General features: G+C 68.6%; 20 protein-coding genes. 4 read left to right on the forward strand and 16 right to left on the reverse strand.

Annotated features, from left to right (window positions below; all coding sequences use genetic code 11):
• Positions 1–287 precede the first annotated feature (287 nt).
• Positions 288–860 (reverse strand): hypothetical protein, encoded by a 573-nt coding sequence (locus tag QZM35_RS21255; RefSeq protein ID WP_089426403.1) that lies wholly within the window; start codon positions 858–860, stop codon positions 288–290.
• Between the two features lie 160 nt (positions 861–1020).
• Between QZM35_RS21255 and QZM35_RS21260 the strand changes: the two genes are divergently transcribed.
• Positions 1021–1557, forward strand: coding sequence for a peroxiredoxin (locus QZM35_RS21260; protein WP_089426404.1), 537 nt, complete (start codon positions 1021–1023; stop codon positions 1555–1557).
• Between the two features lie 97 nt (positions 1558–1654).
• Here the strand turns inward: QZM35_RS21260 and QZM35_RS21265 are convergent, their stop codons facing one another.
• The 9 genes from QZM35_RS21265 to QZM35_RS21305 all read right to left on the reverse strand — a co-directional run bounded on the left by QZM35_RS21265 (position 1655) and on the right by QZM35_RS21305 (position 14626).
• The gene (locus QZM35_RS21265) at positions 1655–3010 is read right to left on the reverse strand and encodes a sigma-54 dependent transcriptional regulator (protein ID WP_089426405.1); all 1356 of its coding nucleotides are present in this window, start codon (positions 3008–3010) and stop codon (positions 1655–1657) included.
• A 94-nt stretch (positions 3011–3104) separates the two neighbouring features.
• The gene (locus tag QZM35_RS21270; protein ID WP_089431720.1) at positions 3105–5114 is read right to left on the reverse strand and encodes an ATP-binding protein; all 2010 of its coding nucleotides are present in this window, start codon (positions 5112–5114) and stop codon (positions 3105–3107) included.
• 4 nt (positions 5115–5118) lie between these two features.
• Positions 5119–6408, reverse strand: a complete 1290-nt coding sequence (locus QZM35_RS21275; RefSeq protein ID WP_060321844.1) for a dicarboxylate/amino acid:cation symporter — start codon at positions 6406–6408, stop codon at positions 5119–5121.
• Positions 6409–6766: 358 nt separating this feature from the next.
• Complete coding sequence (locus QZM35_RS21280) at positions 6767–8452, reverse strand: cation acetate symporter (protein ID WP_089431891.1); 1686 nt, start codon at positions 8450–8452, stop codon at positions 6767–6769.
• A gap of 11 nt (positions 8453–8463) precedes the next feature.
• Positions 8464–8769, reverse strand: a complete 306-nt coding sequence (locus QZM35_RS21285) for a DUF485 domain-containing protein (RefSeq protein ID WP_301776728.1) — start codon at positions 8767–8769, stop codon at positions 8464–8466.
• Between the two features lie 99 nt (positions 8770–8868).
• A complete protein-coding gene (locus QZM35_RS21290) occupies positions 8869–10074 on the reverse strand; it encodes a CaiB/BaiF CoA-transferase family protein (protein ID WP_301776729.1) in 1206 nt (401 codons plus the stop codon).
• Between the two features lie 30 nt (positions 10075–10104).
• Positions 10105–11241 (reverse strand): acyl-CoA dehydrogenase family protein, encoded by a 1137-nt coding sequence (locus QZM35_RS21295; RefSeq protein WP_301776730.1) that lies wholly within the window; start codon positions 11239–11241, stop codon positions 10105–10107.
• A gap of 14 nt (positions 11242–11255) precedes the next feature.
• Positions 11256–12464, reverse strand: a complete 1209-nt coding sequence (locus QZM35_RS21300; RefSeq protein ID WP_301776731.1) for an acyl-CoA dehydrogenase family protein — start codon at positions 12462–12464, stop codon at positions 11256–11258.
• A gap of 29 nt (positions 12465–12493) precedes the next feature.
• Positions 12494–14626 carry a 3-hydroxyacyl-CoA dehydrogenase NAD-binding domain-containing protein gene (locus QZM35_RS21305; RefSeq protein WP_174973113.1) on the reverse strand — a complete coding sequence of 711 codons (2133 nt, stop codon included), beginning with the start codon at positions 14624–14626 and terminating at the stop codon, positions 12494–12496.
• 249 nt (positions 14627–14875) lie between these two features.
• Here QZM35_RS21305 and QZM35_RS21310 point away from each other — a divergent pair, with 249 nt between their 5' ends.
• The 3 genes from QZM35_RS21310 (at position 14876) to QZM35_RS21320 (ending at position 19967) form a co-directional block, all read left to right on the forward strand.
• Entirely contained in the window at positions 14876–15838 is a 963-nt protein-coding gene (locus tag QZM35_RS21310) for a LysR family transcriptional regulator (RefSeq protein WP_089426411.1), read from the forward strand.
• A 71-nt stretch (positions 15839–15909) separates the two neighbouring features.
• Positions 15910–17787, forward strand: coding sequence for a gamma-glutamyltransferase (ggt, locus tag QZM35_RS21315; protein ID WP_301776732.1), 1878 nt, complete (start codon positions 15910–15912; stop codon positions 17785–17787).
• Between the two features lie 266 nt (positions 17788–18053).
• The gene (locus QZM35_RS21320) at positions 18054–19967 is read left to right on the forward strand and encodes a YadA family autotransporter adhesin (protein ID WP_301776733.1); all 1914 of its coding nucleotides are present in this window, start codon (positions 18054–18056) and stop codon (positions 19965–19967) included.
• Between the two features lie 127 nt (positions 19968–20094).
• Here the strand turns inward: QZM35_RS21320 and QZM35_RS21325 are convergent, their stop codons facing one another.
• The 6 genes from QZM35_RS21325 to QZM35_RS21350 form a co-directional block, all read right to left on the reverse strand.
• Complete coding sequence (locus tag QZM35_RS21325; protein ID WP_089426663.1) at positions 20095–21057, reverse strand: ABC transporter permease subunit; 963 nt, start codon at positions 21055–21057, stop codon at positions 20095–20097.
• A complete protein-coding gene (locus QZM35_RS21330; protein WP_206138479.1) occupies positions 21057–21854 on the reverse strand; it encodes a taurine ABC transporter ATP-binding protein in 798 nt (265 codons plus the stop codon). The genes QZM35_RS21325 and QZM35_RS21330 overlap by 1 nt, the downstream gene beginning before the upstream one ends.
• Positions 21855–21880: 26 nt before the next feature.
• A complete protein-coding gene (gene tauA, locus QZM35_RS21335) occupies positions 21881–22897 on the reverse strand; it encodes a taurine ABC transporter substrate-binding protein (protein ID WP_174916224.1) in 1017 nt (338 codons plus the stop codon).
• Between the two features lie 251 nt (positions 22898–23148).
• Positions 23149–24141: a lipoyl synthase gene (gene lipA / locus QZM35_RS21340; RefSeq protein ID WP_039346279.1), complete on the reverse strand. Its 993-nt coding sequence runs from the start codon at positions 24139–24141 to the stop codon at positions 23149–23151.
• Positions 24134–24892, reverse strand: coding sequence for a lipoyl(octanoyl) transferase LipB (lipB, locus tag QZM35_RS21345; RefSeq protein WP_039346281.1), 759 nt, complete (start codon positions 24890–24892; stop codon positions 24134–24136). The genes lipA and lipB overlap by 8 nt, the downstream gene beginning before the upstream one ends.
• Positions 24893–24976: 84 nt before the next feature.
• On the reverse strand, positions 24977–25303 hold the full coding sequence (locus QZM35_RS21350; protein ID WP_089426664.1) for a DUF2917 domain-containing protein: 327 nt from the start codon (positions 25301–25303) through the stop codon (positions 24977–24979).
• Positions 25304–25315: the final 12 nt, after the last annotated feature.

Consider the following 25315-nt stretch of genomic DNA (forward strand, 5'->3'; position numbering starts at 1 on the left):
CAATTCCGCGAATCCGGCCCCGGATCAGGGCTCGGCGAGACCTTTGCAGCACGGAATCCGTATCCCATTGTTTTTATTGACTTTTATCAAAACGCGAGCGAGCGGCCAAACGGGCCGGAAGGCCGTCCCGCGCGGCTTGGCGGGAAATCCGGGCAACTTTTCAACAAAGTTATCCACATGCGCTGTGGATAGCCGAAAAAACCTCGCAAAATCCGGCGACTAGCGTCGAAAGCTGCGAATGAACTTTCAGTTGTCACAGAGTGTCTGAGCGCCCTCTCCGGCCGCCGTCAGTCGAGTTTGAACGACCCGAAAAACTGGTCGAGCTGCTCCTGCGTGAGCGGGCCGTCGGCGATCACGACGGCCTGGTACGCGTGCCGGCCGCGCGCGACGAGTCGCGCCACGATCGTCTTGTGCGCGCGATCGCCGCCGGCGGCCGCGCCCGCGACGCGCAGCTCGAGCCCGTTCACCGCGCCGCCGGCCGCGAGCGGCACGGGCACGGAAGCCGTCTGCGGCGCGCCTTCGAGGTTGCGGGACAACCCGGCACGCAGGAACTCGAGCGCCGCGCGGCGCGTGTCGTCGCGGTCGTCCGGCAGCGTCAGCGTGCCGACCGCGAACACCGCGCCGTCGACGTGCGCGGCCTGCATCCGCATCGGCATCGACGCGCCGCCGATCGCCACCGGCTGCTCCTCGACGGTCGGCTTCGCCGGCAGGTCGATCGTGTAGCCGGCGTCGTTGTGCAGCGTGCGCCAGTCGTACGACGGCGAGCACGCGGCCAGCACCGCGCTCATGCACGCAAGCGCGGCGAAGTGTCGCAGCGGACGAAAAAGGGGGTGCAACGAAACGGTGACTTCCTTCGGCATGGCGTGGATCGGGCAGGCAAAACGGGCATTATCCGCTGAACGTGACATCCGGGATGCGTGGCCGCCGTCGGTGCGCAAGCCGCATTCGCGCTAAAATGAGCGCCGAATTTCGATGTCCTTTGCATTGATCCGCGTCATCGACCGACTCCGAGAGCACCAGATGAACACCACGCCTCCCGTCCGGCGCAGCGCCGGCCCCGTCCGCTACATCGTCGCCGCCGCTGTCGTCGCGGCGATCGCCGTCGCCGGCTTCTTCGCGTTCAACGGCAAGTCCAGCGTGCCGGACGCCACGTTCACGCTGCTGTCGGGCCAGAAGGTCTCGACTGCAGGCGACCTGAAAGGCAAGGTCTATCTCGTGAACTTCTGGGCGACGAGCTGCGCAACCTGCATGCAGGAAATGCCGCAGATGGTCGATACCTACAATCGCTTCAAGGGTCAGGGTCTGGAATTCGTCGCGGTCGCGATGAACTACGATCCGCCGATGTACGTCGCGAACTACGCGCAAACGCGCCAGCTGCCGTTCAAGGTCGCGCTCGACGACGGCAGCGTCGCGAAGCAGTTCGGCAACGTGCAGCTCACGCCGACGACTTTCGTCGTCGACAAGGACGGCAAGATCCTGAAGCGCTACGTCGGCGCACCGCAGTTCGCGGAACTCGACGCGCTGCTCAAGAAGGCACTCGACGGCAACGCGGCCTGAGCGCCGCCCGATCCGGCTCGAAGGGCCGCGCACCGCGCCCTTCCCCGCACCACGGACCGCACGACCGGGCAAGCCGGTTCCGCGGTCCGTTTGCTTTTCAGCGCTCGGTTTCGCCTTTCGCCGACAGCCCGTAGCGCTTCATCTTCTCGTACAACGTCGCCTTGCCGACATGCAGCCGGTCGGCCGTCGCGGCGACCGCGCCGCCCGTCTGGTTCAGCGCCTCGGCGATCACCGCGCGCTCGAATTGCTCGATGCGCTCCTTCAGCGTCTGCTCGCTGTCGGCGTCGTCGCCGCTCGCGCCCGTCTCCTGCGGCATGTCGGCCACGCCGAGCACGAAGCGGTCGGCCGCGTTGCGCAGCTCGCGCACGTTGCCAGGCCAGTCGCGCTGCATCAGGCTCGCGCGCTGCCGGTCGGTCAGCACCGGCGCGGGCCGCGCGTAGCGCACGGCCGCATCGAGCATGAAGTGCTCGAACAGCGGCACGATGTCCTCGCGGCGCTCGGCCAGCGGCGGCAGCGCGATCGTCACGACGTTGAGGCGGTACAGCAGGTCGCGCCGGAACGTGCCGGCCGCGACGAGCTCGCTCATGTCGCCCTTCGCGGCCGCCACCACGCGGCAGTTCACGCGGATCGGCTGGTTCGAGCCGAGCCGCTCCAGCACGCCGTCCTGCAGCACGCGCAGCAGCTTCACCTGCAGCGCGAGCGGCATGCTCTCGATTTCGTCGAGGAACAGCGTGCCGCCCGACGCATATTCGAGCTTGCCGACGCGGCGCTTCGCGGCGCCGGTGAACGCGCCGGGCTCGTAGCCGAACATCTCCGACTCGAACATCGGCTCGGGCAGCGCGCCGCAATTCACCGCGATGAACGGCTTGTCGCGGCGCGGCGACAGCTCGTGCAGGCTGCGCGCGATCAGCTCCTTGCCGGCGCCGGTGTCGCCGTTGATCAGCACCGACGCATCGGTGGGCGCGACGTTCGCGATCAGCTTGCGCACCTGCTCGATCGCGGGGCTGCGGCCAATGATGCGCGGCGCGACGACGTTCTGTCCGGCCAGCTCGCGCCGCAGCGCGTGGTTCTCGAGCACGAGCTCGCGGCGCTCGAGCGCGCGGCGCACCGTCTCGATCAGGCGCTCGGCCGCGAACGGTTTTTCGATGAAATCGTATGCGCCGTCGCGCATCGCCTGCACGGCCATCGAGATGTCGCCGTGCCCCGTGACGAGGATCACGGGCACGTCGGGCACGCGCTCGCGGCACTGCGCGAGCACGTCGAGCCCGCTCGCGCCGGGCAGCCGGATGTCGCTGACGATCGCGCCGGCGTTATCCGCGACGATCGCCTTCTCGGCCGCCTCGGCCGACTCGAAGCCGGCGACGTCGAACCCCGCCAGCTGAAGGCTCTGCACGCTGGCCCGGCGAACGAGCGCATCGTCTTCGATATAGATCACTTGCAGCCGGTTGGCCATCGTACTCACTTGCTCCTGACGGGCCGCGCGGCGGCAGCGCGCGCGGCGTCGTTGATACCGATCGTGCGCCGATCGGGCGGGCGGCGTGGCGCGCCTAGCGCGAGCCCGCCGGCTCGGACACGGAGTCCGGATGATGCGTGCGGGCGCGCCGCAGCGTCAAGACGAACAGCGCACCGCCCGACGGCGCGTTGCGTGCGGTCAGCGCCCCGCCCGCGTCGCTCGCGATCGACGACGAGATCGCGAGGCCCAGGCCGAGCCCGCGCCCCATTTCCTTGGTCGTGAAGAACGGCTCGAACAGGCGCGGCAGCAGGTCAGGGGCAATGCCGCTTCCGTTGTCGCGCACCTCGACGGCGAGCGTGGCCGCCGACACCGCGATCGTCACCTCGATCGCCGGCGCCGCCACCCCGGCGACCGCGTCGAGCGCGTTGCCGAGCAGGTTGATCAGCACCTGTTCGAGGCGCAGATCCTCGCAACGGGCGACGAGTTCGGGATAGTCGCGCGCCAGATCGAGCGGCGCATCCTGCGCGGGCGACACGGTCGCGTCCTGCAGCGTCAGCGTGAGCGCGACGCCGCGCAGCCGCTCGTCGAGCAGCGACAGCACGCTGCGCAGCGCGCGCACGACGAGCGCCTGCTCGTTGCGTGGCTTCGCGCGGCCGACGAACAGCTTCAGCTGGTTCGTGATCTTGCCCATCCGCTCGGTCAGCGCGGCGATCGCCTCGAGATTCTCGCGCGCGGCCGCCTGCTCGCCGCGATCGAGCAACACGCGCGTGTTGTCCGAGAAGCTGCGCAGCGCCGCGAGCGGCTGGTTCAGTTCGTGCGTGATGCCGGCCGCCATCTGGCCGAGCGCGGCGAGCTTGCTCGCCTGGATCAGTTCGTCGTGCGCGGCGCGCAGCTCCTGCTCCGCACGGATCCGGTCGCCGACTTCCTTCTGCAATTGCTCGTTCGCTTCCGACAGGTCGGCCGTGCGCTCCTCGACGCGCCGGTTCAGCTCCGCGTACGCCTGTTGCAGCAGCGCGCGGCCGCGGATCATTTCACGCACGCGCGCGCGGCGCATCCGCCAGTAGAACGCGAGCAGCGCGACCGACACGAAGCCGAAACCGGTGACGATCGTCGCGTTGCGCGCATCGGCGTCAACGGGCGCGATCGGCGCGAGCGTGACGAGCAGCCAGTCGGGCTCGCCGATCCGGCGCTTGCTCGCGAGGAACCGCGGCGCGCGCATGCCGGGGCCCAGGCGCACGATTTCCGCATCGGGGCCGAGCACCTGCTCGATGCGCAGCGGCAGCGGCGTGACGGGCTGCTGCGCGTACTGGCGCGTCTCGTAGATCGACGCGGCGACAGGGCCCGTGAGCGGGCGCAGCGTGTGGTACTTCCATGCGGGCACCGACGACAGGAACACGACGCCGTGATCGTCCGCGACGACGAGCGGCTCCGACGCATCGGCGCCCTGGAACCATTCGAGGTTGAGCTTCACGACGACCACGCCCGCGATCTTGCCGTCGCGCCACACGGGCTGCGAGATGTAGTAGCCGGGATCGCGCGAGATCGTGCCGATCCCGAAGAAGCGGCCGACCTGGCCGTTCATCGCATCGAGGAAATACGGGCGGAAGCGGTATTCGGTCCCGACGAAGCTGTCGGGCGCGCGCCAGTTGCTGGCGGCGACACACAGGCCGTCCGCGCCGATCACGTAGGTGACGGTCGCGTGCGCGTGTTCGTTGAGGTCTTCGAGATAGCGATTGACGCGCCCGGTGTAGTCGGCGCGCGTCGGCTCGGCGAGCAGGTCCTGCACGTACGGATGGCTGCCGAGCAGATAGGGCAGCGACTCGTAGCGGTCGAGCGTGCTCTTGAGCGCGTTGGTGGTGCGGTCGACGCGCACCGCGGCGTTGCGCTGCAGCTCGGCGACGCCGCGCCGCCAGGTGATCGTCCACGTCAGCGTGCACGCCGCGGCGAGCGCGGCGGCAAGCACGACGAGAATGAGCAGACGGCGCGTCACGGTCGAGGCTTCCTGGCGATGCGGATCACCTATTGTGTCATAGGCCTCCGCCCTTCCGCCTCGACCGCCGCGGCTCGCACCGCCGGCGGGCGGTGCCGCCGCCTGCTCCTTCATGACGTCAGACGCCGGCCGTCTCGGTCGGCGCCACTTCGCCGCCGCCCTTCAGCGCCTGGCGCAGCTTGTTGCGGTCGAGCTCCTTCTCCCAGGCCGACACGACGACCGTCGCGACGCCGTTGCCGACGATGTTGGTCAGCGCACGGCATTCGCTCATGAAGCGGTCGATGCCGAGGATCAGCACCATGCCCGACAGCGGGATCGTCGGCACGACGGCCAGCGTCGCGGCGAGCGTGATGAAGCCCGCGCCCGTGACGCCGCTCGCGCCCTTCGACGTCAGCATCGCGACGGCGAGCAGCGTGAGCTGCTGCATCCACGTCAGTTCGATGTTGGTCGCCTGCGCGATGAACAGCACGGCCATCGTCATGTAGATGTTGGTGCCGTCGAGGTTGAACGAATAGCCGGTCGGCACGACGAGGCCGACGACCGAACGCGAGCAGCCGGCCTTCTCGAGCTTTTCCATCAGCTGCGGCAGCGCGGCTTCCGACGAGCTCGTGCCGAGCACGATCAGCAGCTCTTCCTTGATGTAGGACACGAAGCGGATGATCGAGAAGCCCGTGACCCGCGCGATCGTGCCGAGTACGACGAGCACGAACACGACCGACGTCAGGTAGAACGTGCCGATCAGCTTGAGCAGCGGCACCAGCGAGCCGACGCCGTACTTGCCGATCGTGAACGCCATCGCGCCGAACGCGCCGATCGGCGCCAGCTTCGTGACGATGTGCACGATGCCGAACAGCACGCGCGTGAGCCCGTCGATGAAGTCGGTGACGACCTTGCCGCGCTCGCCGAGATGCGCGAGCACGCTGCCGAACAGCAGTGCGATCAGCAGGATCTGCAGGATCTCGCCCTGCGCGAACGCATCGACCATCGTGTTCGGGATGATGTGCATCAGGAAGTCGACCGTCGACTGCCCGTGCGCCTTCGCCGCGTACGACGCGACGGCCTTGCCGTCGAGCGTCGCCGGATCGATGTTGAAGCCGACGCCCGGACGCAGGATGTGCGTGGCCGCCAGGCCGAGCACCAGCGCGAAGGTCGACACGATCTCGAAGTACAGCAGCGCCTTGCCGCCGACGCGGCCGACCTTCTTCATGTCCTCCATGCCGGCGATGCCGGTAACGACCGTACAGAAGATGATCGGGCCGATCACCATCTTGATCAGCTTGATGAAGCCGTCGCCGAGCGGCTTCATGTCGGTGGCGATCGACGGATAGAAGTGGCCGAGGATCACGCCGACGATGATGGCGAAGATCACCTGCACATAGAGCACTTTGTAGAAGGGTTTCTTCTTCACGATGGTTCCTGCAGAAGTAGATGAGCCGATGGAAACGGCGTCACGCGCGCGGACGAATGTCACAGGGGAAGATTCACTCGCCCGCGCGGCTGCCGTGCCGCAACAAGCGATGCCTCAGGACGTCCGGAGGGGGAGGAAGGCAGTGGTCATCGATTGTCTCCTTGCTTGCTGTAGTAGTTCGGCCGGGGGAGGGCCGTGCGCTTTATATTGCAAGGTCAATGCCAGGTTCCTGAAACCCGTCAAACCTTTGTATTCATTGTATTTCTCATAATGCGGCAGGCAAGGAAATCCGGGTTTCCGGATTTCCGGAAAATATCCGTCCGGCGATCCGGACGGATGCACTCATTCATCTGACGAATCAATGCTGCACGGCGCGGCCGGCCAGCACGCCCGTCTGCGCGTAGAACTCCTGCTGCGCGAACGCGTCGCGCTCGCGCCGCGCGCGCTCGCCGCGATCCGCGAGCGAGCCGACGACGATCCCGATGAACGCGAGCGGCACCGACACGAGCGCCGGGTTGTCGAGGAACACCGGCGCGTGCGCGTGGTGCAGCACGTCGACCCACACCGACTTCGACAGCACCGTGAGCGCGACCGCCGACACGAGGCCGAGGCCGCCGCCGAGCACCGCGCCGCGCGTCGTCATCCCGCGCCAGAAGATCGACATCGCGAGCACCGGGAAATTGGCGCTCGCGGCCACCGCCGCGACGAGGCCGACCATGAACGCGACGTTCACGTGCTCGAACAGGATCGACAGCCCGATCGCGACCGCCGACAGCGCGATCGTCGCCGCGCGCGAGATGCGCATCTCGACGCGCTCGTCGGGCTTGCCGCGTGCCCACATCTGCGCGTACAGGTCGTGCGAGATCGTCGTCGCGCCGGCGAGCGTAAGGCCCGCGACCACCGCGAGGATCGTCGCGAACGTGACGGCCGCGATGAACCCGTAGAACCAGTTCCCGCCGACCGCCTGCGCAAGCTTCACCGCGACCATGTTCGAGCCGCCGAGCAGGTCGTGCGTCAGGTTGAACGTGCCGTTCGCGCCGAGCTTGAAGAACTCCGGATGCTGCGCGAGCAGCACGATCGCCGAGAAGCCGATCACGAAGGTCAGCAAATAGAAGTAGCCGATGAAACCGGTCGCATAGAGCACCGACTTGCGCGCCTCCTTCGCGTTCGGCACCGTGAAGAAGCGCATCAGGATGTGCGGGAAGCCGGCCGTGCCGAACATCAGCGCGATGCCGAGCGACAGCGCGTTGGCCGGATCGCGGATCAGCTTGCCGGGGCCCATGATCGACAGCGCGCCCGGATGCACGGCCACCGCGCGGCGGAACATCTCGTCGACGCTGAAGCCGAATTCGCTCAGTGCAAGCACGACGAGCAGCGTCGCGCCGCACAGCAGCAGCACGGCTTTGATCACCTGCACCCAGGTGGTCGCGGTCATCCCGCCGAAGAACACGTAGACCACCATCAGCACGCCGACGATCAGCTCGGCCGTGCCGTACGACAGCCCGAACAGCAGTTGGATCAGCTTGCCCGCGCCGACCATCTGCACGACGAGGTACAGCACGACGATGGTCAGCGAATTCGCGGACGTCAGCAGCCGGATCGGCCGCTGCGCGAAGCGGTACGCGACGACGTCGACGAACGTGAACTTGCCGAGGTTGCGCAGCGGCTCGGCGATCAGGAACATCACGAACGGCCAGCCGACCAGGAAGCCGATCGAGTAGATGAGCCCGTCGAAGCCGAACATGAACACCATCCCCGACAGCCCGAGGAACGACGCGGCCGACATGTAGTCGCCCGCGATCGCAAGCCCGTTCTGCAGCCCGGTGATGCCGCCGCCGGCCGTGTAGAAGTCGCGTGTCGAGCGCGTGCGGCGCGCGGCCCAGCGCGTGAGCGCGAGCGTCGCGAACACGAACGCGAAGAACATCCCGATCGCGACCGGGTTCAGTTCGACCTTGTCGGGCATCGGGCCCGCGACGGATACCGCGTGCGCGGCGGTGGAAGCGAGAACGGCAGGCGCGCCGAGTGCCATCGAGAGTCGTCGCATGTCGGCCTCCGTCACGAACGCTGCAGGATCGCGTCGACGCGGCGGTCGAACGCACGGTTCGCGCGCAACACGTAGCACGCGGTCAGGCTGATCGCGACCAGGATGATCGCGACGCCGGTGGCGATCCCGACCGTCATCGTCGCGCCGTGGTACAGCGGCGCGGCGAGCACGTGCGGCGCGAGCGCGACGAGCAGGATGAAGCCGTAGTACGTGGCGATCATCAGCGCCGTCAGCGTGAAGCTGAAGCGGCGCCGCGCACGCACGAGCTGCTGGTAGTCACGGCGCGCCGTGACCGATTCGATGACGGAAAGCTCCATGGTGTCTCCAATGTCTCCTCGTCGTCGCGAGGAATGTCTTATGGATGGCTGGCGCGTCGACTGCTCCGCCCGCGCCACGGCGGCAAGGCATGAAACGCGTTACACAATGCGATCCGCACGCAGCCGCGCAACCTCGTCGGCCGACATCCCGAGCCAGCCGCCGAGCACCGCATCCGTATCGGCACCGAGCACCGGCGGCGCGCCGCGCACCGGCAACCGCGCACCATCGAACCGGTACGGCGGCGCCAGCACGTCGACGCCGCCCGCGACCGGATGCGGCTGCCGCGTGACGAGCCCTGCGCTCGTCGCGCGTTCCGACTTCAGCGCCTCGTGCAGCCCGAGCACTTCGCCGCACGGAATGCCCGCGTCGGCGAGCGCCGCGAGCAACGTCGCGCGCGACCGGCGTGCGAGTTCGCCGCGAATCTCGGGAAGCAGCTCGGCGCGGTTTTCCGAGCGGCCGAGGTTGGTCTTGTAGCGTTCGTCGGCCGCGAGATCGGGCCGCTCGATCGCGTCGCAGAAGCGGGCGAACTGCGTGTTGTTGCCGACCGTGATCACGAGCGGGCCGTCGGCCGCGTCGAACACGCCGTACGGCACGACCGACGGATGCGCGTTGCCGTAGCGCGGCGGGTCCTCGCCCATCAGCAGCGCGTCGAGCCCGTAGTACGCGGTAATCATCAGCCCGCAGTCGAACAGCGCCATTTCGATGCGCCGCCCGCGCCCCGTTGCGTGTCGTTCGTACAGCGCGGCGAGGATCGCCTGCGCCGAATACATGCCGGTGAACAGGTCGACTGCCGCGACGCCGAACTTCAGCGGCGGCTGGCCGGCCTCGCCGTTCAGCGCCATCAGCCCGGCCTCGCCCTGCACGACGAGGTCGTAGCCGGGCCGCGCGGCCTCCGCGCCCGAGCGGTCGTAGCCGGAGATCGCGCAGTGCACGACGCGCGGATTCAGCTCGGCCAGCGCGTCGTAGCCGAGCCCGAGCTTTTCCGCGCCACCGAACTTGAAGTTGTGGAGCACCACGTCGGCCTGCGCGGCCAGCTCGCGCGCGAGCCGCCGCCCGTCTTCGGTCTGCAGGTCGAGACAGATCGAGCGCTTGCTGCGGTTCACGCTGTTGAAGTAGGTCGTCTCGGTGTCGCCGATCCGCAGGCCCCAGTCGCGCGTGTCGTCGCCGCGCGCCGGATGCTCGACCTTGATCACTTCCGCGCCGAAATCGGCGAGCACCATCGCGCACCACGGGCCCGCGAGCACACGCGAGAAATCGAGCACCTTCACGCCGGCCAGCGGCAATGCGCGCGATTCGTTCGTCATCCTTGTCTCCTCCGTTCGCGTCGTTCGTCTTTACTGTTTCGACAGCGCGATGTAGCGCGCGAGGTGATGATCCTCGTCGCCGAGCTGGTGATCGATCATCACGAGGCGCTTCGCGTAGTGCGACAGCGGCAGCTCCCACGTCATCCCGATCCCGCCGTGCAGCTGGATGCTCTCTTCGGCGACGAGCGTGCCGATCCGGCCGATCGTGTACTTCGCCGCCGCGAGCGCGCGTTCGCGCACCCCGCGCGGCGCATCGAGCTGTGCGGCCGCGTTGATCACGGCCGAGCGCGCCTGCTCGACTTCGAGCAGCAGGTCGGCCATCCGGTGCTGCAGCGCCTGGAAGCTGCCGATCGGCAAGCCGAACTGCTTGCGCGTACGCAGGTAGTCGAGCGTGTATTCCTTCGCGACGTCCATCGCACCGAGCGCCTCCGCCGACAGCGCGAGCAATCCGTAGCCGAGCACGCGTTCGAGCAGCTCGGCACCTGCTTCACCGTCGTGCGTGCCGAGCGCGGCATCGGCCGGCAGCACGACGCGTTCGAAGCGCACCTCGGCCGCGCGGCCGCCGTCGATCTTCCGGTAGTCGCGCAACGATACGCCCGGCGCATCGGCCGGCACGACGAACAAGCCGATGCCGGCCGCATCGTCGTCGTGACCCGACACCCGCGCGCTGACGACGAAGAACGCCGCTTGCGCGGCCTGGTCGACGACGCCCTTCGCGCCCGTCAGCACCCAGCCGTCGCCCGAGCGTTCGGCGCGCGTGCGCACGGTCGTCAGTTCGTAGTGCGAGCCGGGTTCGTCGTGCGCGAACGCGGCGCTCGCGCTGCCGTCGATCAGGGCGGCCAGCCGGTCGCGATGCGCGGCGCCGCCGGCGAGCGACAGCGCCCGCCCCGCGAGCAGCGCGCCGAGGAACGGCTCGACGACGAGCCCGCGCCCGAGGCATTCGAACACCACGGCGATGTCGAAGCCCGCGCCGCCGAACCCGCCGTCGGCTTCGGAAAACAGCGCGCCGACCGTGCCGAGTTCGGCAAGGCGCCGCCACATCGCGCGATCGAAACCTTCGGCCGACTGCGCGATGCGATCGCGCACCGGGAACGCGTACTGTTCGGCGATGAAGCGGTTCAACGTATCCGCCAGCATCCGGCGGTCTTCTGTGTGCTGGAAATCCATCGTCGCGTCCCTCGTTACAGCCCGAGCATCATCTTCGCGATGATGTTCTTCTGGATCTCGTTCGAGCCGCCGAAGATCGACAGCTTCCGGTTGTTGAAGTACTGCTGCGCGGCGCTCGCGGCTGCGTCCGGGCCGACCGGCTCGCCGTCGTAATCGGCGTCGAGTGCTTCCTCGACGAACGGCTGCGCATACGGCCCCATCGCGCGCCGCATCAGCGCGGTGATCTCCTGGCGGATCTGCGTGCCGCGGATCTTCAGCATCGAGCTTTCCGCGCCCGGCGCACCACCGCCCGCGACCGCGGCCAGCACGCGCAGGTTGGTCGTGCGCATGTTCTCGAGTTCGATCTCGACCCGCGCGACGCGCGCCGCGAAGAACGGATCGTCCGCGAGCGGCCGGCCGTTCTTCGTGACCTTCGCGGCCACCGCGCGCAACCGGTCGAGCGCGGCCGTCGAGAAGCCGATTCCGGCGATGTTGGTGCGCTCGTACGTGAGCAGGTATTTCGCGTAGGTCCAGCCGCGGTTCTCCTCACCGACGAGGTTGGCCGCCGGCACGCGCACGTCGGTGAAGAACACCTCGTTCACTTCGTGTTCGCCGTCGAGCGTGATGATCGGGCGCACTTCGACACCCGGCGTGTTCATGTCGATCAGCAGGAAGCTGATGCCTTCCTGCTTGCGCACGTCGGTCGCGGTGCGCACGAGGCAGAAGATCATGTTCGCGTAGTGGCCGAGCGTGGTCCACGTCTTCTGGCCGTTCACGAGGTAGTGCTCGCCCTGCGCGTCGATCCCGCGCACCGCGCTCGTCTTCACCGATGCGAGATCGGAACCGGCGCCCGGCTCCGAGTAGCCCTGGCACCACCAGTCGGTGCCGTCGAGGATGCGCGGCAGCCAGTGGCGCTGCTGCGCGTCGTTGCCGTACTTGATCAGCACGGGGCCGAGCATGTTCACGCCGAACGGCACGATGCGCGGCGCACCCGCGAGCGCGCATTCGTTGTCGAACAGGAACTTCTGCGCGACGCTCCAGCCGGGGCCGCCGTATTCGCGGGGCCAGTGGCTCGCGAGCCAGCCGCGCGCGTTGAGGATCGCGTGCCATTCGCGCATGTCGTCGCGCGTGAGATGCAGGCCGCCCTTCACCTTGCGCGCGATGCGCGCGGGCAGTTCGGCTTGCAGGAAGCGCTGCACTTCGGTGCGGAAGGCTTCCTCTTCGGGAGTGAAATTGAGGTCCATCTTCGGTCCGTGGCGAATGCGGTGGGCGTTCAGTCGATGCGGTTCAGGCTCGCGAAATCCGCGCCGCGCGCGACGAGATCGACGAGCAGCGGCGACGGCTTCCAGAACAGCGGATCTTCCTTCGCGAACGCGCGGATATCGGCGAGCACGTTCGCGAGGCCGACCGTGTCCGCGTAATGCATCGGGCCGCCGCGATAGCGCGGGAAGCCGTAGCCGTGCAGGAACACCGCATCGACATCGAGCGGGCGCAGCGCGATCTTCTCGTGCACCACGTTCGCGCCTTCGTTGATCATCGCGGCGAGGTAGCGGCGCAGGATCTCGTCGTCGGTGAAGGTGCGCGGCGTGACGCCCTTCTTCGCGCGCTCTTCCGCGACGATCGCCTCGACTTCCGGGTCCGGCGTGCCGACGCGCGCGCCGTCCGGATACAGGTAGTAGCCGCGCGCGGTCTTCTGGCCGAACCAGCCGCGCTCGCACAGCCGGTCGGAAATCGCCACGTAGCGTGCACGCGGGTCGCGCGTCGCCGCGCGGCGCTTGCGGGTCGCCCAGCCGATGTCGCCGCCCGCGAGGTCGACGACCTGGAACGGCCCCATCGGGAAGCCGAATTCGCGCACCGCGCGGTCGATCTGGTACGGCGACGCGCCGTCTTCCATCAGATAGTCGGCCGCCGTGCGATAGACCGCGAGGATCCGGTTGCCGATGAAGCCGTCGCACACGCCGGCGCGCACCGGCGTCTTCTTCAGTTGCTTGGCGAGCGCGAATGCAGTCGCGACAACGTCCGCGCTCACGCGGGCCGGCACGACGATCTCGAGCAGCTTCATCACGTTGGCCGGCGAGAAGAAATGCAGGCCGATCACGTCGGCCGGGCGGTCGATGCTGGCGGCCAGCTCGTCGATGTCGAGATACGACGTGTTGGTCGCGAGCACCGCGCCTGGCTTGCACACGCGCGCGAGTTCGGCGAACACGGCCTTCTTGACGGCCATGTCCTCGAACACCGCCTCGATCACGACGTCGGCCTGCGCGAGCGCGTCGTACGACGTGCTGCCCTTGAAGCGCGCGAGCCGCGCCGCGTGCGCGGCCGGCGTCATCCGCCCCTTCGCGACGAGGCCGTCGTACACCTTCTCGACGTGCGCTCGGCCACGTGCGAGCGATGCTTCGTCGCGTTCGATCATCGTCACCGGCAGCCCGGCATCGAGCGCCGCGACCGCGATGCCCGCGCCCATCGTGCCGCCGCCGACCACGCCGATCCGCTCGACCGGCCGCGCGCTCGCGCGCCGCGCCTCGGGCGCCTTCGCCGCTTCGCGCTCCGCGAAGAACGCATGCACGAGGCCCGCGCGCTGCGGGCTGTCGATGCACTGCAGGAACAAGCTGCGCTCGAGCTTCATCCCCGCGTCGAACGACTGCGTGAGCGCGGCCTCGACGGCGTCGACGATCTTCGCCGGCGAGAACAGGCCACGCGATTTCTTCGGCAGCTCGGCACGCGCCGCATCGATCGCGGCCTGCGCGGCCGCGCGGTCGGCAAGCCCTCGCGCATCGCGCGTGCGACGCACCGGCGCGCCGAGCGACACGAGCTCCTGCGCATACGCGAGGCCTTCGGCGAGCGTGTCGTCGCTGTGCGCGACGCGGTCGACGAGGCCGAGCGCGAGCGCTTCGTCCGCGCTCACATGGCGGCCCGTCAGCATCAGGTCGAGCGCGGCCTTCGCGCCGATCAGGCGCGGCGCGCGCTGCGTGCCGCCCGCGCCGGGCAGCAGGCCGAGCGTGACTTCGGGCAGCCCGAGCTTCGTGCCCGGCACCGCGAGCCGGTAATGCGCGGCGAGCGCGACTTCGAGGCCGCCGCCGAGCGTCGCGCCGTGCAGCGCGACCACGACCGGCTTCGCGCCCGATTCGATCCGCTCGCATACATCAGGCAGCGACGGCGGCGCGATCGGCTTGCCGAACTCGCGGATGTCAGCGCCCGCGATGAAGTTGCGGCCGGCGCCGACGATCAGCACCGCACGGATCGCGTCGTCGGCCTGCGCCGCGTCGAGCGCGTCGGCAAGGCCGCGCCGCACCTCGGCGGACAGCGCGTTGACGGGCGGATGGTCGATCGTGACGACGAGCACCTTGTCGCGCCGTTCGCGCGTGACGGTGCCGGCCGGGCTGGCGGGGGAAGCGGGTGAGTTCATCGTGTCTCCTTGACGCGGCGGCTGGTGCGTCGACGCCGGTTCGTGGCTCACGGCCACGCGAGCGGCGCCGGGGCACCGGCCCCCGTCCCGCACGAAGCGGGACAAGATCCGGCCGTACGCCGGGCATGACCTGATTCTCGATTGATCGAGATTCATTGACAATTCCCTCCTGCTTTTACAAGCTGTCAAGTCTGACTTGACACTGAATGCTTCCGACCATTAACCGGGACGGATCAGGAGACGCGACGCATGGACCTGAACGCGCTGACGCTGCTCGTCGAGATCCTCGACGCCGGCAATCTCAGCAAGGCCGCGCAGCGGCTCAAGATGAGCCGCGCGAACGTCAGCTACCGGCTGAACCAGCTCGAGCGCTCGATCGGCCAGCAGCTCGTGCGGCGCACGACGCGGCGCATCGAGCCGACCGAGATCGGGCTGAAGCTGTACGAGCACGGCCGGCGCATCCGCAACGAACTGCTCGCCGCGCAGGAATCGGTGACGACGCTCGGCCAGGACCTGCAGGGCCGCGTGCGGCTGTCGGTGCCGAGCGGCTACGGGCAGATGGTGATGTCCGACTGGCTGCTCGCGTTCAAGCGGCTGCATCCGGGCATCGTGCTCGACGTCGTGTTCGAGAACCGCGTGGAAGACCTGATGCGCGACGAGATCGACATCGCGGTGCGCGTGATGCCGGAGCCGCCGCAGAACCTCGTCGCGCGCGACATGGGCGCGGTGCGCTACGTCGCGTGCGCGTCCGCCGCCTTCGCGGCCGAGCACGGGATGCCGGCGAGCCTCGGCGCGTTGTCGGCCGCCCCCGTCGTCACCGCGACGGTGATGGGCCGGCAGCTCAGGATCGCCGCGTATCTCGGCGACGAGCGCCACGAGGTGCTGCTCGAGCCCACGCTGGTTTCGGAGAACTTCCTGTTCCTGCGGCAGGCGATCCTCGGCGGGATCGGCGTCGGCATCGTGCCCGACTACGTGGTGCAGGACGACATCCGGCGCGGCACGGTCGTCACGTCGCTCGACGCGTACCGGCTCAGCATCTTCGGCACGCACATGTACATGCTCTACATGCCGAACCGGCACCACACGCGCGCGACGTCGACGTTCATAGAGTTCATCCTCGAACAGGCCGGAAAGACCGGCCGGGGCGGGCCCGGCGCGATGCGTCAGGGTTTCCTGTCGGGTGACAAGCCGCCGGGCACGCGGCGACAATAGCGCGCCGGGGCGGGCAGCCGCGTTGCGCCGGCACCGTCGCCTCCTTCGAATTCACTGCTGCCGAGGGTTCAATGTTCGACCGGATTCGTCCGCATTCGCGCTCCTGGACGCTGCTTGCCGCCGTCGCGCTCGTCGCGTTCAACGCCGGCTGCACGTCCCCGTCCACGCCACCGTCGGGCGCGGTGGTGCCCGTCGCCGCCGCCTCGGGCGCCGCCGTGCCGCTGCCCGGCTTCCACGCGCCCGAGCTGTCGTCCGGCTGGACCGACAAGCCGGGCTGGACCTCGCAGCACTTCATGATCGCGGCCGCGAACCCGCTCGCGACGCAGGCCGGCTACGAGATGCTGAAGGCGGGCGGCACCGCGATCGACGCGGCGATCGCGACGCAGATGGTGCTCGCGCTCGTCGAGCCGCAATCGTCGGGGATCGGCGGCGGCGCGTTCCTGCTGTACTTCGACGGCAAGGCAACGCAGGCCTACGACGGCCGCGAAACCGCGCCGGCCGCCGCGACCGACCGCCTGTTCTACGGGCCGACCGGCCAGCCGATGAGCTTCTACGAAGGTGTCGTCGGCGGACGCTCGGTCGGCACGCCGGGCGTGCTGCGCATGCTCGACGCCGCGCATCGCGCGCACGGCAAGCTGCCGTGGCGCCGGCTGTTCCAGCCCGCGATCCGGCTCGCCGAGCACGGCTTCACGATCAGCCCGCGGCTCGCGACGCTGATCGCCAGCGACAAGTACCTGAAGAACGACCCGGCCGCACGCGCGTACTTCTACAACCCGGACGGCACGCCGAAGGCAGCCGGCACGGTGCTGAAGAACCCCGCGCTCGCGACCGTGCTGCGCCAGGTCGCCGACCGCGGCGCGAACGCGTTCTACAGCGGCGCGATCGCGCGCGACATCGTCACGAAGGTGCGCAAGCACCCGACCAACCCGGGCCTGCTGTCGCTGCAGGATCTCGCGCGCTACAAGGCGAAGGTGCGCGCGCCGCTGTGCGCCGACTACCGGCGCTCGGTCGTGTGCGGGATGCCGCCGCCGTCGTCGGGCGGCCTCGCGATCGCGCAGATGCTCGGCATCCTCGAAGCGATGCCCGACTGGCAGCAGATCGGCGCGCAGAAGCCGGTGCGCAACGACGTCGGCTACGAGCCGACGCCGTTCGCCGCGCACCTGTTCAGCGAAGCCGGACGCCTCGCGTATGCGGACCGCGCGCGCTACGTCGCCGATCCCGATTTCGTGCCGCTGCCCGGTGGCAGCTGGACGAGCCTCACCGACAAGACCTATCTCGCGCAGCGCGCGCACCTGATCGGCGACAGCAGCATGGGCGTCGCGCAGGCCGGCACGCCGCAGGGCGCGACGCTCGCGATGGCCGACGACCGCAGCCCCGAGCTGCCGTCGACGTCCGACATCGCGATCGTCGACCGCTACGGCCAGGCGCTGTCGATGACGACCAGCATCGAGGACGCGTTCGGCTCGCGGCTGATGGTGCGCGGCTTCATGCTGAACAACCAGCTCACCGATTTCTCGTTCGTGTCGAACGACAACGGCCGGCCGGTCGCGAACCGCGTGCAGGCCGGCAAGCGGCCGCGCTCGGCGATGTCGCCGGAGCTGGTGTTCGACAAGAAGACGAAGCAGGTGACGATGATCGTCGGCTCGGCCGGCGGCCCCGCGATCATCAATCATGTCGCGAAGACGCTGGTCGGCGTGCTCGACTGGGGGATGACGATGCAGCAGGCGATCGCGCTGCCGAACGTCGGGTCGATGAACGGGCCGACGCAGCTCGAACGCGGCCGCGTGTCGGAAGCACTCGCCGACGGGCTGAAGGGCCGCGGGCACGACGTGCAGGTCGTCGAGATGAACTCGGGGCTGCAGGGGATCCAGCGGCTGAACGTGCAGGGGCAGACGGTGTGGTTCGGCGGCGCGGATCCGCGGCGGGAAGGGGTGGCGATGGGGGATTGAGGGTCCCCAAGCGTGGCGGCGCGGCGCGCTACGCGATGTCGTCCGGCCGCCCGGCCGTGACGACGCGTTGGCGTGCCCGATGCGCGCGGACCGCTCACTGCCCGCCCGCTCTGTCCACCCTGCGCATCGTGCTCGACACACGCATGTGTCCCGCACCATCCGCATCAATTTCGTATTCGTCTGATCGACGGCCCTTGCGTCAATCCGTATAGTCCGCTGCTCGTATCGGCATAGTCCGATCCAGGCCGGTCGTCGGCAGCGACGGCATGTTGCGGTCCCCCACAACGGCACCATCGCGCAGCCAACGAGCCGCCTGGAAGAAGACATGTCCGTATCGTGACGGCGCCTCGTCAGCCTGCGCCAACCATGCGACTCAATATCCCAAATTAATAAGGACTGCGACTCATACAATGGCCAGCATCCCCCTCCGCTCTTCCGGTCACGCGTGCCGCGCTGCTTGCGCCGCCAGCCTCTCGAAACTCGCCATCGCCATTGCCATGGTTGCACCGGGCTACGGTCAGGCCGCCGATCTGGTGCTGGATAATCTCATCATCAACGGTGGTTTGGGCGGCACGCCGACTGCCTCGGGAGCCGGCTCGATTGCCATCGGGCCCGGTGCGAAGGCAAACGGCGAGACCGGCGGCGATTACTCGGCCATCGCGATCGGCGCGGATGCCAGCGCCAATGGTCAGGCCACGATTGCGATCGGTGAAAAGGCCGGCGTTCACGGCGACCGGTCGAGCGCGTTCGGCGTATCGTCGAGCGTCAACGCGAACCGCGCGCTCGCGCTCGGCGCGGACACGAAAGTGACCGCGCACGATTCGGTGGCGCTGGGCCAGGGCAGCGTCGCCGACCGCGCCAAGACCGTCTCGATCGGCCAAGCCGGCAACGAGCGCCAGCTCGTCAATCTCCGCGCCGGCACGAAGGACACCGACGCGGTCAACCTGTCGCAGCTCAAGCCGGTCGTCGAGGCGCTCGGCGGCGATGCCGCGATCAACGCGGACGGGAGCGTACGCGGCCCGAACTACAAGATCGACGGCCAGTCGTTCAACGACGTCGGCAGTGCGCTGACGAATCTCGACGAACGCGCCAGGACCAACACGCAATCGATCACGACGCTCGACGGCCGTGTCACGAACATCGAAGGCGACGTCAAATCCATCCGCATCGACGTCGACGATCTCGGCACGCGCCTCGACAACGGCGCCACCGGCCTCGTGCGCCAGGATCCCGCGAGCCTCGCGATCTCGATCGGCGCGAACAAGGGCGGCGCGTCGGTAAGCCTCGCCGGCACGGACGGTACGCGCGTACTGACCGGACTGTCGAACGGTGTCGACGACACCGACGCCGTGACCATCGCACAGTTGAAGGCGACCGGCCTGATCGACCCGAACGGCAAACAGCTCGGTGCGCTCGTGTACGACGATCTGACACTCGCCCGCGCGACGCTCGGCGGTGTGGGCGGCACGCTGCTTGCCAACGTCGCGCCCGGCCTGATCGCAGCGGGCAGCCTGGAAGCCGTCAACGGCGGGCAACTCTTCACGATGCAGCAGAAGATCGACTTGCTCGATACGCGCCTGACGAACTTCGAGAACGACAAACCCACGAGCCCACCGCCCGGCGGGAACCACGGCAACGACTTCGCGCAGCTCGGCGACGGCTCCGGCGCAACGGGATCGAACTCGCTTGCACTCGGGCAGAACTCGAAGGCATCCGGGGACGACAGTCTCGCGCTCGGCAACAACTCGACGGCATCGGGCAACAACTCGGTCGCGCTCGGCAACAACTCCGTCGCCGATCGCGACGACACGGTCTCCGTCGGCGCACCAGGCCAGGAGCGGCAGATCACCAACGTCAAGGCCGGCACCGCGCCGACCGATGCCGTGAACGTGCAGCAGTTGCACGACCAGATCGGCAGCGTGCGTAACGACATCGACCACTATCGTCGCGACGCCAGCGGCGGCATCGCGTCCGCCGTCGCCATCGCGAACCTGCCGCAGGCGTCGCTGGCCGGCGAAAGCATGGTCTCGATCGCCGGCGGCACGTACAGCGGGCAGTCGGCCGTCGCGTTCGGCCTGTCCACCGCCACGCGCAACGGGCGCTGGGTGGTCAAGGCATCCGGCTCCACCAATACGCGCGGCACGGTCGCGGTCGGCGCCGGCGCCGGGTATCGCTGGTAAGTCGTCGTCTCGCAGTCACCGGCATCATGCGACTGGGGCCGGGCTTCGCTCGACGCGAAGCCCGGCCCCTCTTTCGTTTGCAGCGCGGGGCAATCGACCTCCGTCACGCCCCGGTGCGACTCGCAGCCTATCCCCGCCCCTTCCACGGCACGATCCGCCGTTCGACCCACCGCATCGCGAGATCGAACAGCCACGCGATCGCGCCGATGATCAGGATCCCCATCACGACGATGTCGGTGCGCAGGAAGCTCGACGCGTTGAGCACCATCTGCCCGAGCCCTGCCGTCGCGGCGACCATCTCGGCCGCGACGAGCGTCGTCCAGCCGAAGCCGATCGCGATCCGCAGCCCGGTGAGAATCTCCGGCAACGCGGCCGGCAGCACCACATGCCGCACGATCTGCGCGAAGCTGCCGCCGAGCGAATACGCGGCGTTGATCTGCTCGACCGTCGCCGCACGCACGCCGGCGCGCGCCGCCATCGCGATCGGCGCGAAGCACGCGAGGAAGATCACGACGAGCTTCGCCGTTTCGTCGATGCCGAACCAGATCACGACGAGCGGCAGGTACGCGAGCGGCGGCAGCGGCCGGTAGAACTCCAGCAGCGGATCGAGCACGCCGCGCGCGACGCGGCTCACGCCCATCAGGATGCCGGCCGGCACGCCGATCGCGGTCGCGAGCAGGAACGCGCCGAACACGCGCGCCGCACTCCACAGCAGGTGCTCGGACAACGGCAGCCCACCCTGAATGCGACCATGCCAGGCATCGACGAATGCCGTCCACACGGCTTCCGGCGCGGGCAGGAACAGCGGCGGCAGCCACTGGCGATGCGTGGCGACCCACCACAGCACGGCCAGCACCGCGACCGTCGCCGTGCTCAAGGCCGCCGTCTTCCCCTCCCCCGGCAACCGGTAGCGGCGCGACGACGGCGCACGACGTTCCGCCGCTCGAATCCGCGTGCGATCGCCCTGCTCGACTCCTGCGGCCGTTCCGTCGGCCGCCCACGAATCCTGCGTGCTCATGCTGTCCTGCCTGTGCAAAGTGCTGATCCGACCGCGTCCGACCGACGCGCCCTGTCGCGCGAGTTCATGCATCATGCGGCCGCCTCGGCCGCTTCGTCGCGATGCAGGTATGCGATCAGCCGCTCGCGCCACGCGATGAAATCCGGTGAAGACTTCACCGCGCGCGCATCGCGCGATTCGACGTAGCGGCGCGCGAACGGCAGTTCGAAGGTTTCCGCGATCCGGCCGGGGCCGGGCGTCATCACGACGAGACGCGTCGCAAGGAACAACGCCTCCTCGACATCGTGCGTAATGAAGAACACCGTCTTGCCGGTGCGCGCCCACACGTCGAGCACGAGCGCCTGCATCGTGCCGCGCGTCATCGCGTCGAGCGCGCCCATCGGCTCGTCCATCAGCAGCACGCGCGGGTCGCTCGCGAGTGCGCGCGCGATGCCGACACGCTGCTGCATCCCGCCCGACAGCTCGTACACGCGCGCATGCGCATGAGCGTCGAGCCCGACGAGCGCGAGCATCTCCCGCGCCCGCGCCGCGCGTTCGGCCTTCGACACGCGCGCGAAGCGCAGCCCGAGCGCGACGTTGTCGAGCACGTCGAGCCACGGCAGCAGCGCGTACTTCTGGAACACGACGCCGCGATCGGCGCCGGGGCCCGTGACCGGCACGCCGTCGACGCACACCTCACCGGTGGTCGGCGCGACGAAGCCGGCCATGCAGTTCAGCAGCGTCGTCTTCCCGCAGCCTGACGCGCCGAGCGCGACGACGAATTCACCGGCATCGATGCGCAGGTCGACGCGCGCGAGCGCCTGCGTCGTCGGCCTGCCGCGCTCGCCCGGATAGGCAACCGATACCTGACGGACTTCCAGCGTGCTCATGCTCAGGACCCCGCGATGATCGCCGCTTAGCGCGCGGCCTTCTGCACGAACTGCGGATCGACGCCGGCCGAATAGTCGGCGAGCACCGTCTGGATCGTGCCTTGCGATTTGAGGAAGGTGGCGGTCGCCGCCAGCGACTTCGCCGCGCCCGATTGCGCACCGCCGCCGAGCCACGTCGGCGACGCCTGCTCTGCCGCGGTCGGGAACGCATAGAGCGCGAGGCTGGCCGGCACGTCCTGCGCGTTCGCGCCCGACACCTTCGCGACCGCCGCGACCTGCGGCGAACCGACCTTCCATGCGGCCGCATGCGCGCGGTAGTCGGCATCGGCCGCCGCGAGCACCTTCACGAAGCGCGTGACGAACTCGGGGTTCTCGCGTGCGAACTTGCGGCTCACGACGAAGCCGTCGAAGGTCGCCTTGCCACTTTCTTTCGCAACCTGGCCGGACGTCGTCAGCACGGTGCCCGACTGCTTGACCTTCGCGAGCACCGGATCCCAGATGTAGGTCGCGTCGATGTCGCCGCGTGCCCACGCCGCCGCGACTTCGGGCGGACGCAGGTTGACGATCTTCACGTCGTTCGGATTGACGCCCGCGGCCTGCAGCGCGACGAGCGTGTGGAAATGCGACGTCGACACGAACGGCACGCCGATCTTCCTGCCCTTCAGCGATGCGACGTTCGTGACGCCCGAGCCGTTGCGCGCGACGAGCGCCTCAGCGTCGTTGATGTTGTCGAGCACCCAGAACAGCGAGATGTCGAGCCCCTGCGACAGCCCGGCCGCGATCGGGCTCGAGCCGGCTTCGCCGAGCTGCACGGAGCCCGACGCGAGCGCGCGGATCACGTCGGCGCCGCTGTCGAGCTTGCGGAACGTGACCTTGTAGCCGGTCGCCTTTTCGACTTCACCACTCGCCTGCGCATAGCGCCACGGCACCACCATGTCCTGGTACGCGATCACGACTTCGCGCGTTTCGGCGTGCGCCGCGCCGAGCGCGGCAAAGGCGGTCAGCGCGACGACGGCGCGGCGGATGAAGCTGAAACGGGACATGCGGCTCTCCTTCGGAATGCGGGCATTGCTGCGGGAGAGCCGACTATAGGAGCTTTGCGCGCGGCGGGAGCGAACTTATCCTGCGAAGCTATCGATGCCGTTTCAGCTTTGCTTTCCATGCTCGACCGGATTGCGTGTCCGGTCGGGTGGCGATTGCCGTGCGAACGCAAGCACGGCGTCCGCGCCAACGAAAAAGCCCGCATCGCTGCGGGCTTTGTCGGGTTCGCCGGAAGACGACGAAGCAAGGACGCTCAGACCACCCCGGCCCCATGCGCCTGCAGATCGGCGTGATAGCTCGAGCGCACCATCGCGCCGACGGCCGCGTGCGTGAAGCCCATCTTGTACGCCTCTTCCTCGTACATCTTGAACGTATCCGGATGCACGTACGCCCGCACCGGCAGGTGGTGCTCGGACGGCTGCAGGTACTGGCCGATCGTCAGCATGTCGACGTCGTGCGCGCGCAGGTCGCGCATCACCTGCAGGATTTCCTCCTCGGTTTCGCCGAGGCCGACCATCAGGCCCGACTTCGTCGCGACGTCCGGATGTAGCGCCTTGAAGTCCTTCAGGAGCTTCAGCGAGTGCGCGTAGTCCGAACCCGGGCGCGCTTCCTTGTACAGGCGCGGCACCGTTTCGAGGTTGTGGTTCATCACGTCCGGCGGCGCGGCGTTCAGGATCGAGATCGCACGGTCGAGACGGCCGCGGAAGTCCGGCGTCAGGATTTCGATGCGCGTTTCCGGCGACTGCTCGCGCACTTCGCGGATGCACTCGACGAAGTGACCGGCGCCGCCGTCGCGCAGGTCGTCGCGGTCGACGCTCGTGATCACCACGTACTTGAGCTTCAGCGCGCCGATCGTGCGCGCGAGGTTCTTCGGCTCGTCCGGATCCAGCGGATCGGGGCGGCCGTGGCCGACGTCGCAGAACGGGCAGCGGCGCGTGCACTTGTCGCCCATGATCATGAACGTCGCGGTGCCCTTGCCGAAGCACTCGCCGATGTTCGGGCAGCTCGCTTCCTCGCACACCGTATGCAGGTTGTGCTCGCGCAGGATCGTCTTGATCTCGTTGAAGCGCGAGCTGCCGGTGGCCGCCTTCACGCGGATCCACTCGGGCTTCTTCAGCTTCTCGATCGGAATGACCTTGATCGGGATGCGCGCCGTCTTCGCCTGCGCCTTCTGCTTGGCGGTCGGATCGTAGGCAGGGGTCGCGGCCGAATCGGCCGGTGCGGGGGAAGCGGTAACGTCAGTCATTCGAATGTTGTTCCAGTGCCTGCGGCTTGTCGGCGGCCGCGGATGCGCCGTCGAGGTTGGCGATCAGACGGCGCACCAGCGTGTGGGCGACGTCGTTCCAGTCGGCGGCAACCTCGAGGCTCGCCATGTCGACAGTTTCCAGTCCGGCATAGCCGCACGGGTTGATCGCAAGAAACGGGCGCAGATCCATCTTCACGTTCAGGCTCAGCCCGTGATAGCTGCAGCCGTTGCGGATCTTCAGGCCGAGGGCCGCGATTTTCGCGCCCTCGTGCACGCCGGACGCCACGTAGATCCCGGGCGCGCCCGCCTTGCGGACCGAAGCGAGATTATACGCCGCGAGGGTTTCGATCACGGCCTCCTCGATCTTCGTCACCAGCGTGCGCACCATCAGCTTGCGCCGGCGCAGGTCCAGCAGCAGGTACGCGACGATCTGGCCGGGGCCGTGGTAAGTGATTTGCCCGCCGCGGTCGACCTTCACGAGCGGCACGCCGCTGTCGGCCACCAGCAGGTGGGCCGGGTCGCCGGCCTGGCCGAGCGTGTAGACCGGCGGGTGCTCGACCAGCCAGATCTCGTCGCCGGTGTCGGCGGTGCGCGTGTCGGTGAACGCACGCATCGCGTCGAAGCTCGCCTCGTAGGTCTCGACGCCCCGCCACCGCACGGTGACCGGCGGGGCCGGCTGATCCGGGGACCCGGCGGGCGATGCGGAAACGGCAACAGGCGTGGACACGATGGAAACCGGCGAAACGGACATGGGCGGTAGTTTACCGAAAACCCGTGGGTCTCGCCGGCCTTGGGAGGGGGACGGATCGCCGGTATCCGTCGGAGGAAATGATGGTCAGACGGTACGCCAGCCGTCGTGGAGCAGCGCGGACAGCCGTTCACGCAGCCGTGCCAGCCCGCCGAGCGCGACTTCCCGGGGCGGCCGCGACACCGAGAACGCCACGCGCGTGCCCTCCCGGCCCTCCGCGCTGAGCCACAGCCGCTCGCCGCGGCGCAGCTTCAGCGTTTCGCCGTCGACCAGGAAGTAGTCGTTGACGTCGTTGCTGCGCGTCGCCCACACCGGCCCGCTCTGGACGATCAGCCGCGTGCTGCGTTGTACCTTCATCGGCACGGTTTCGCCCGCGGGGATTTCGAACGTGATGCTTGAAGAAATTTCTTGCATGATCGACTCCGC

The sequence above is a fragment of the Burkholderia sp. AU45274 genome, assembly GCF_030482505.1.
Lineage (GTDB): Bacteria > Pseudomonadota > Gammaproteobacteria > Burkholderiales > Burkholderiaceae > Burkholderia.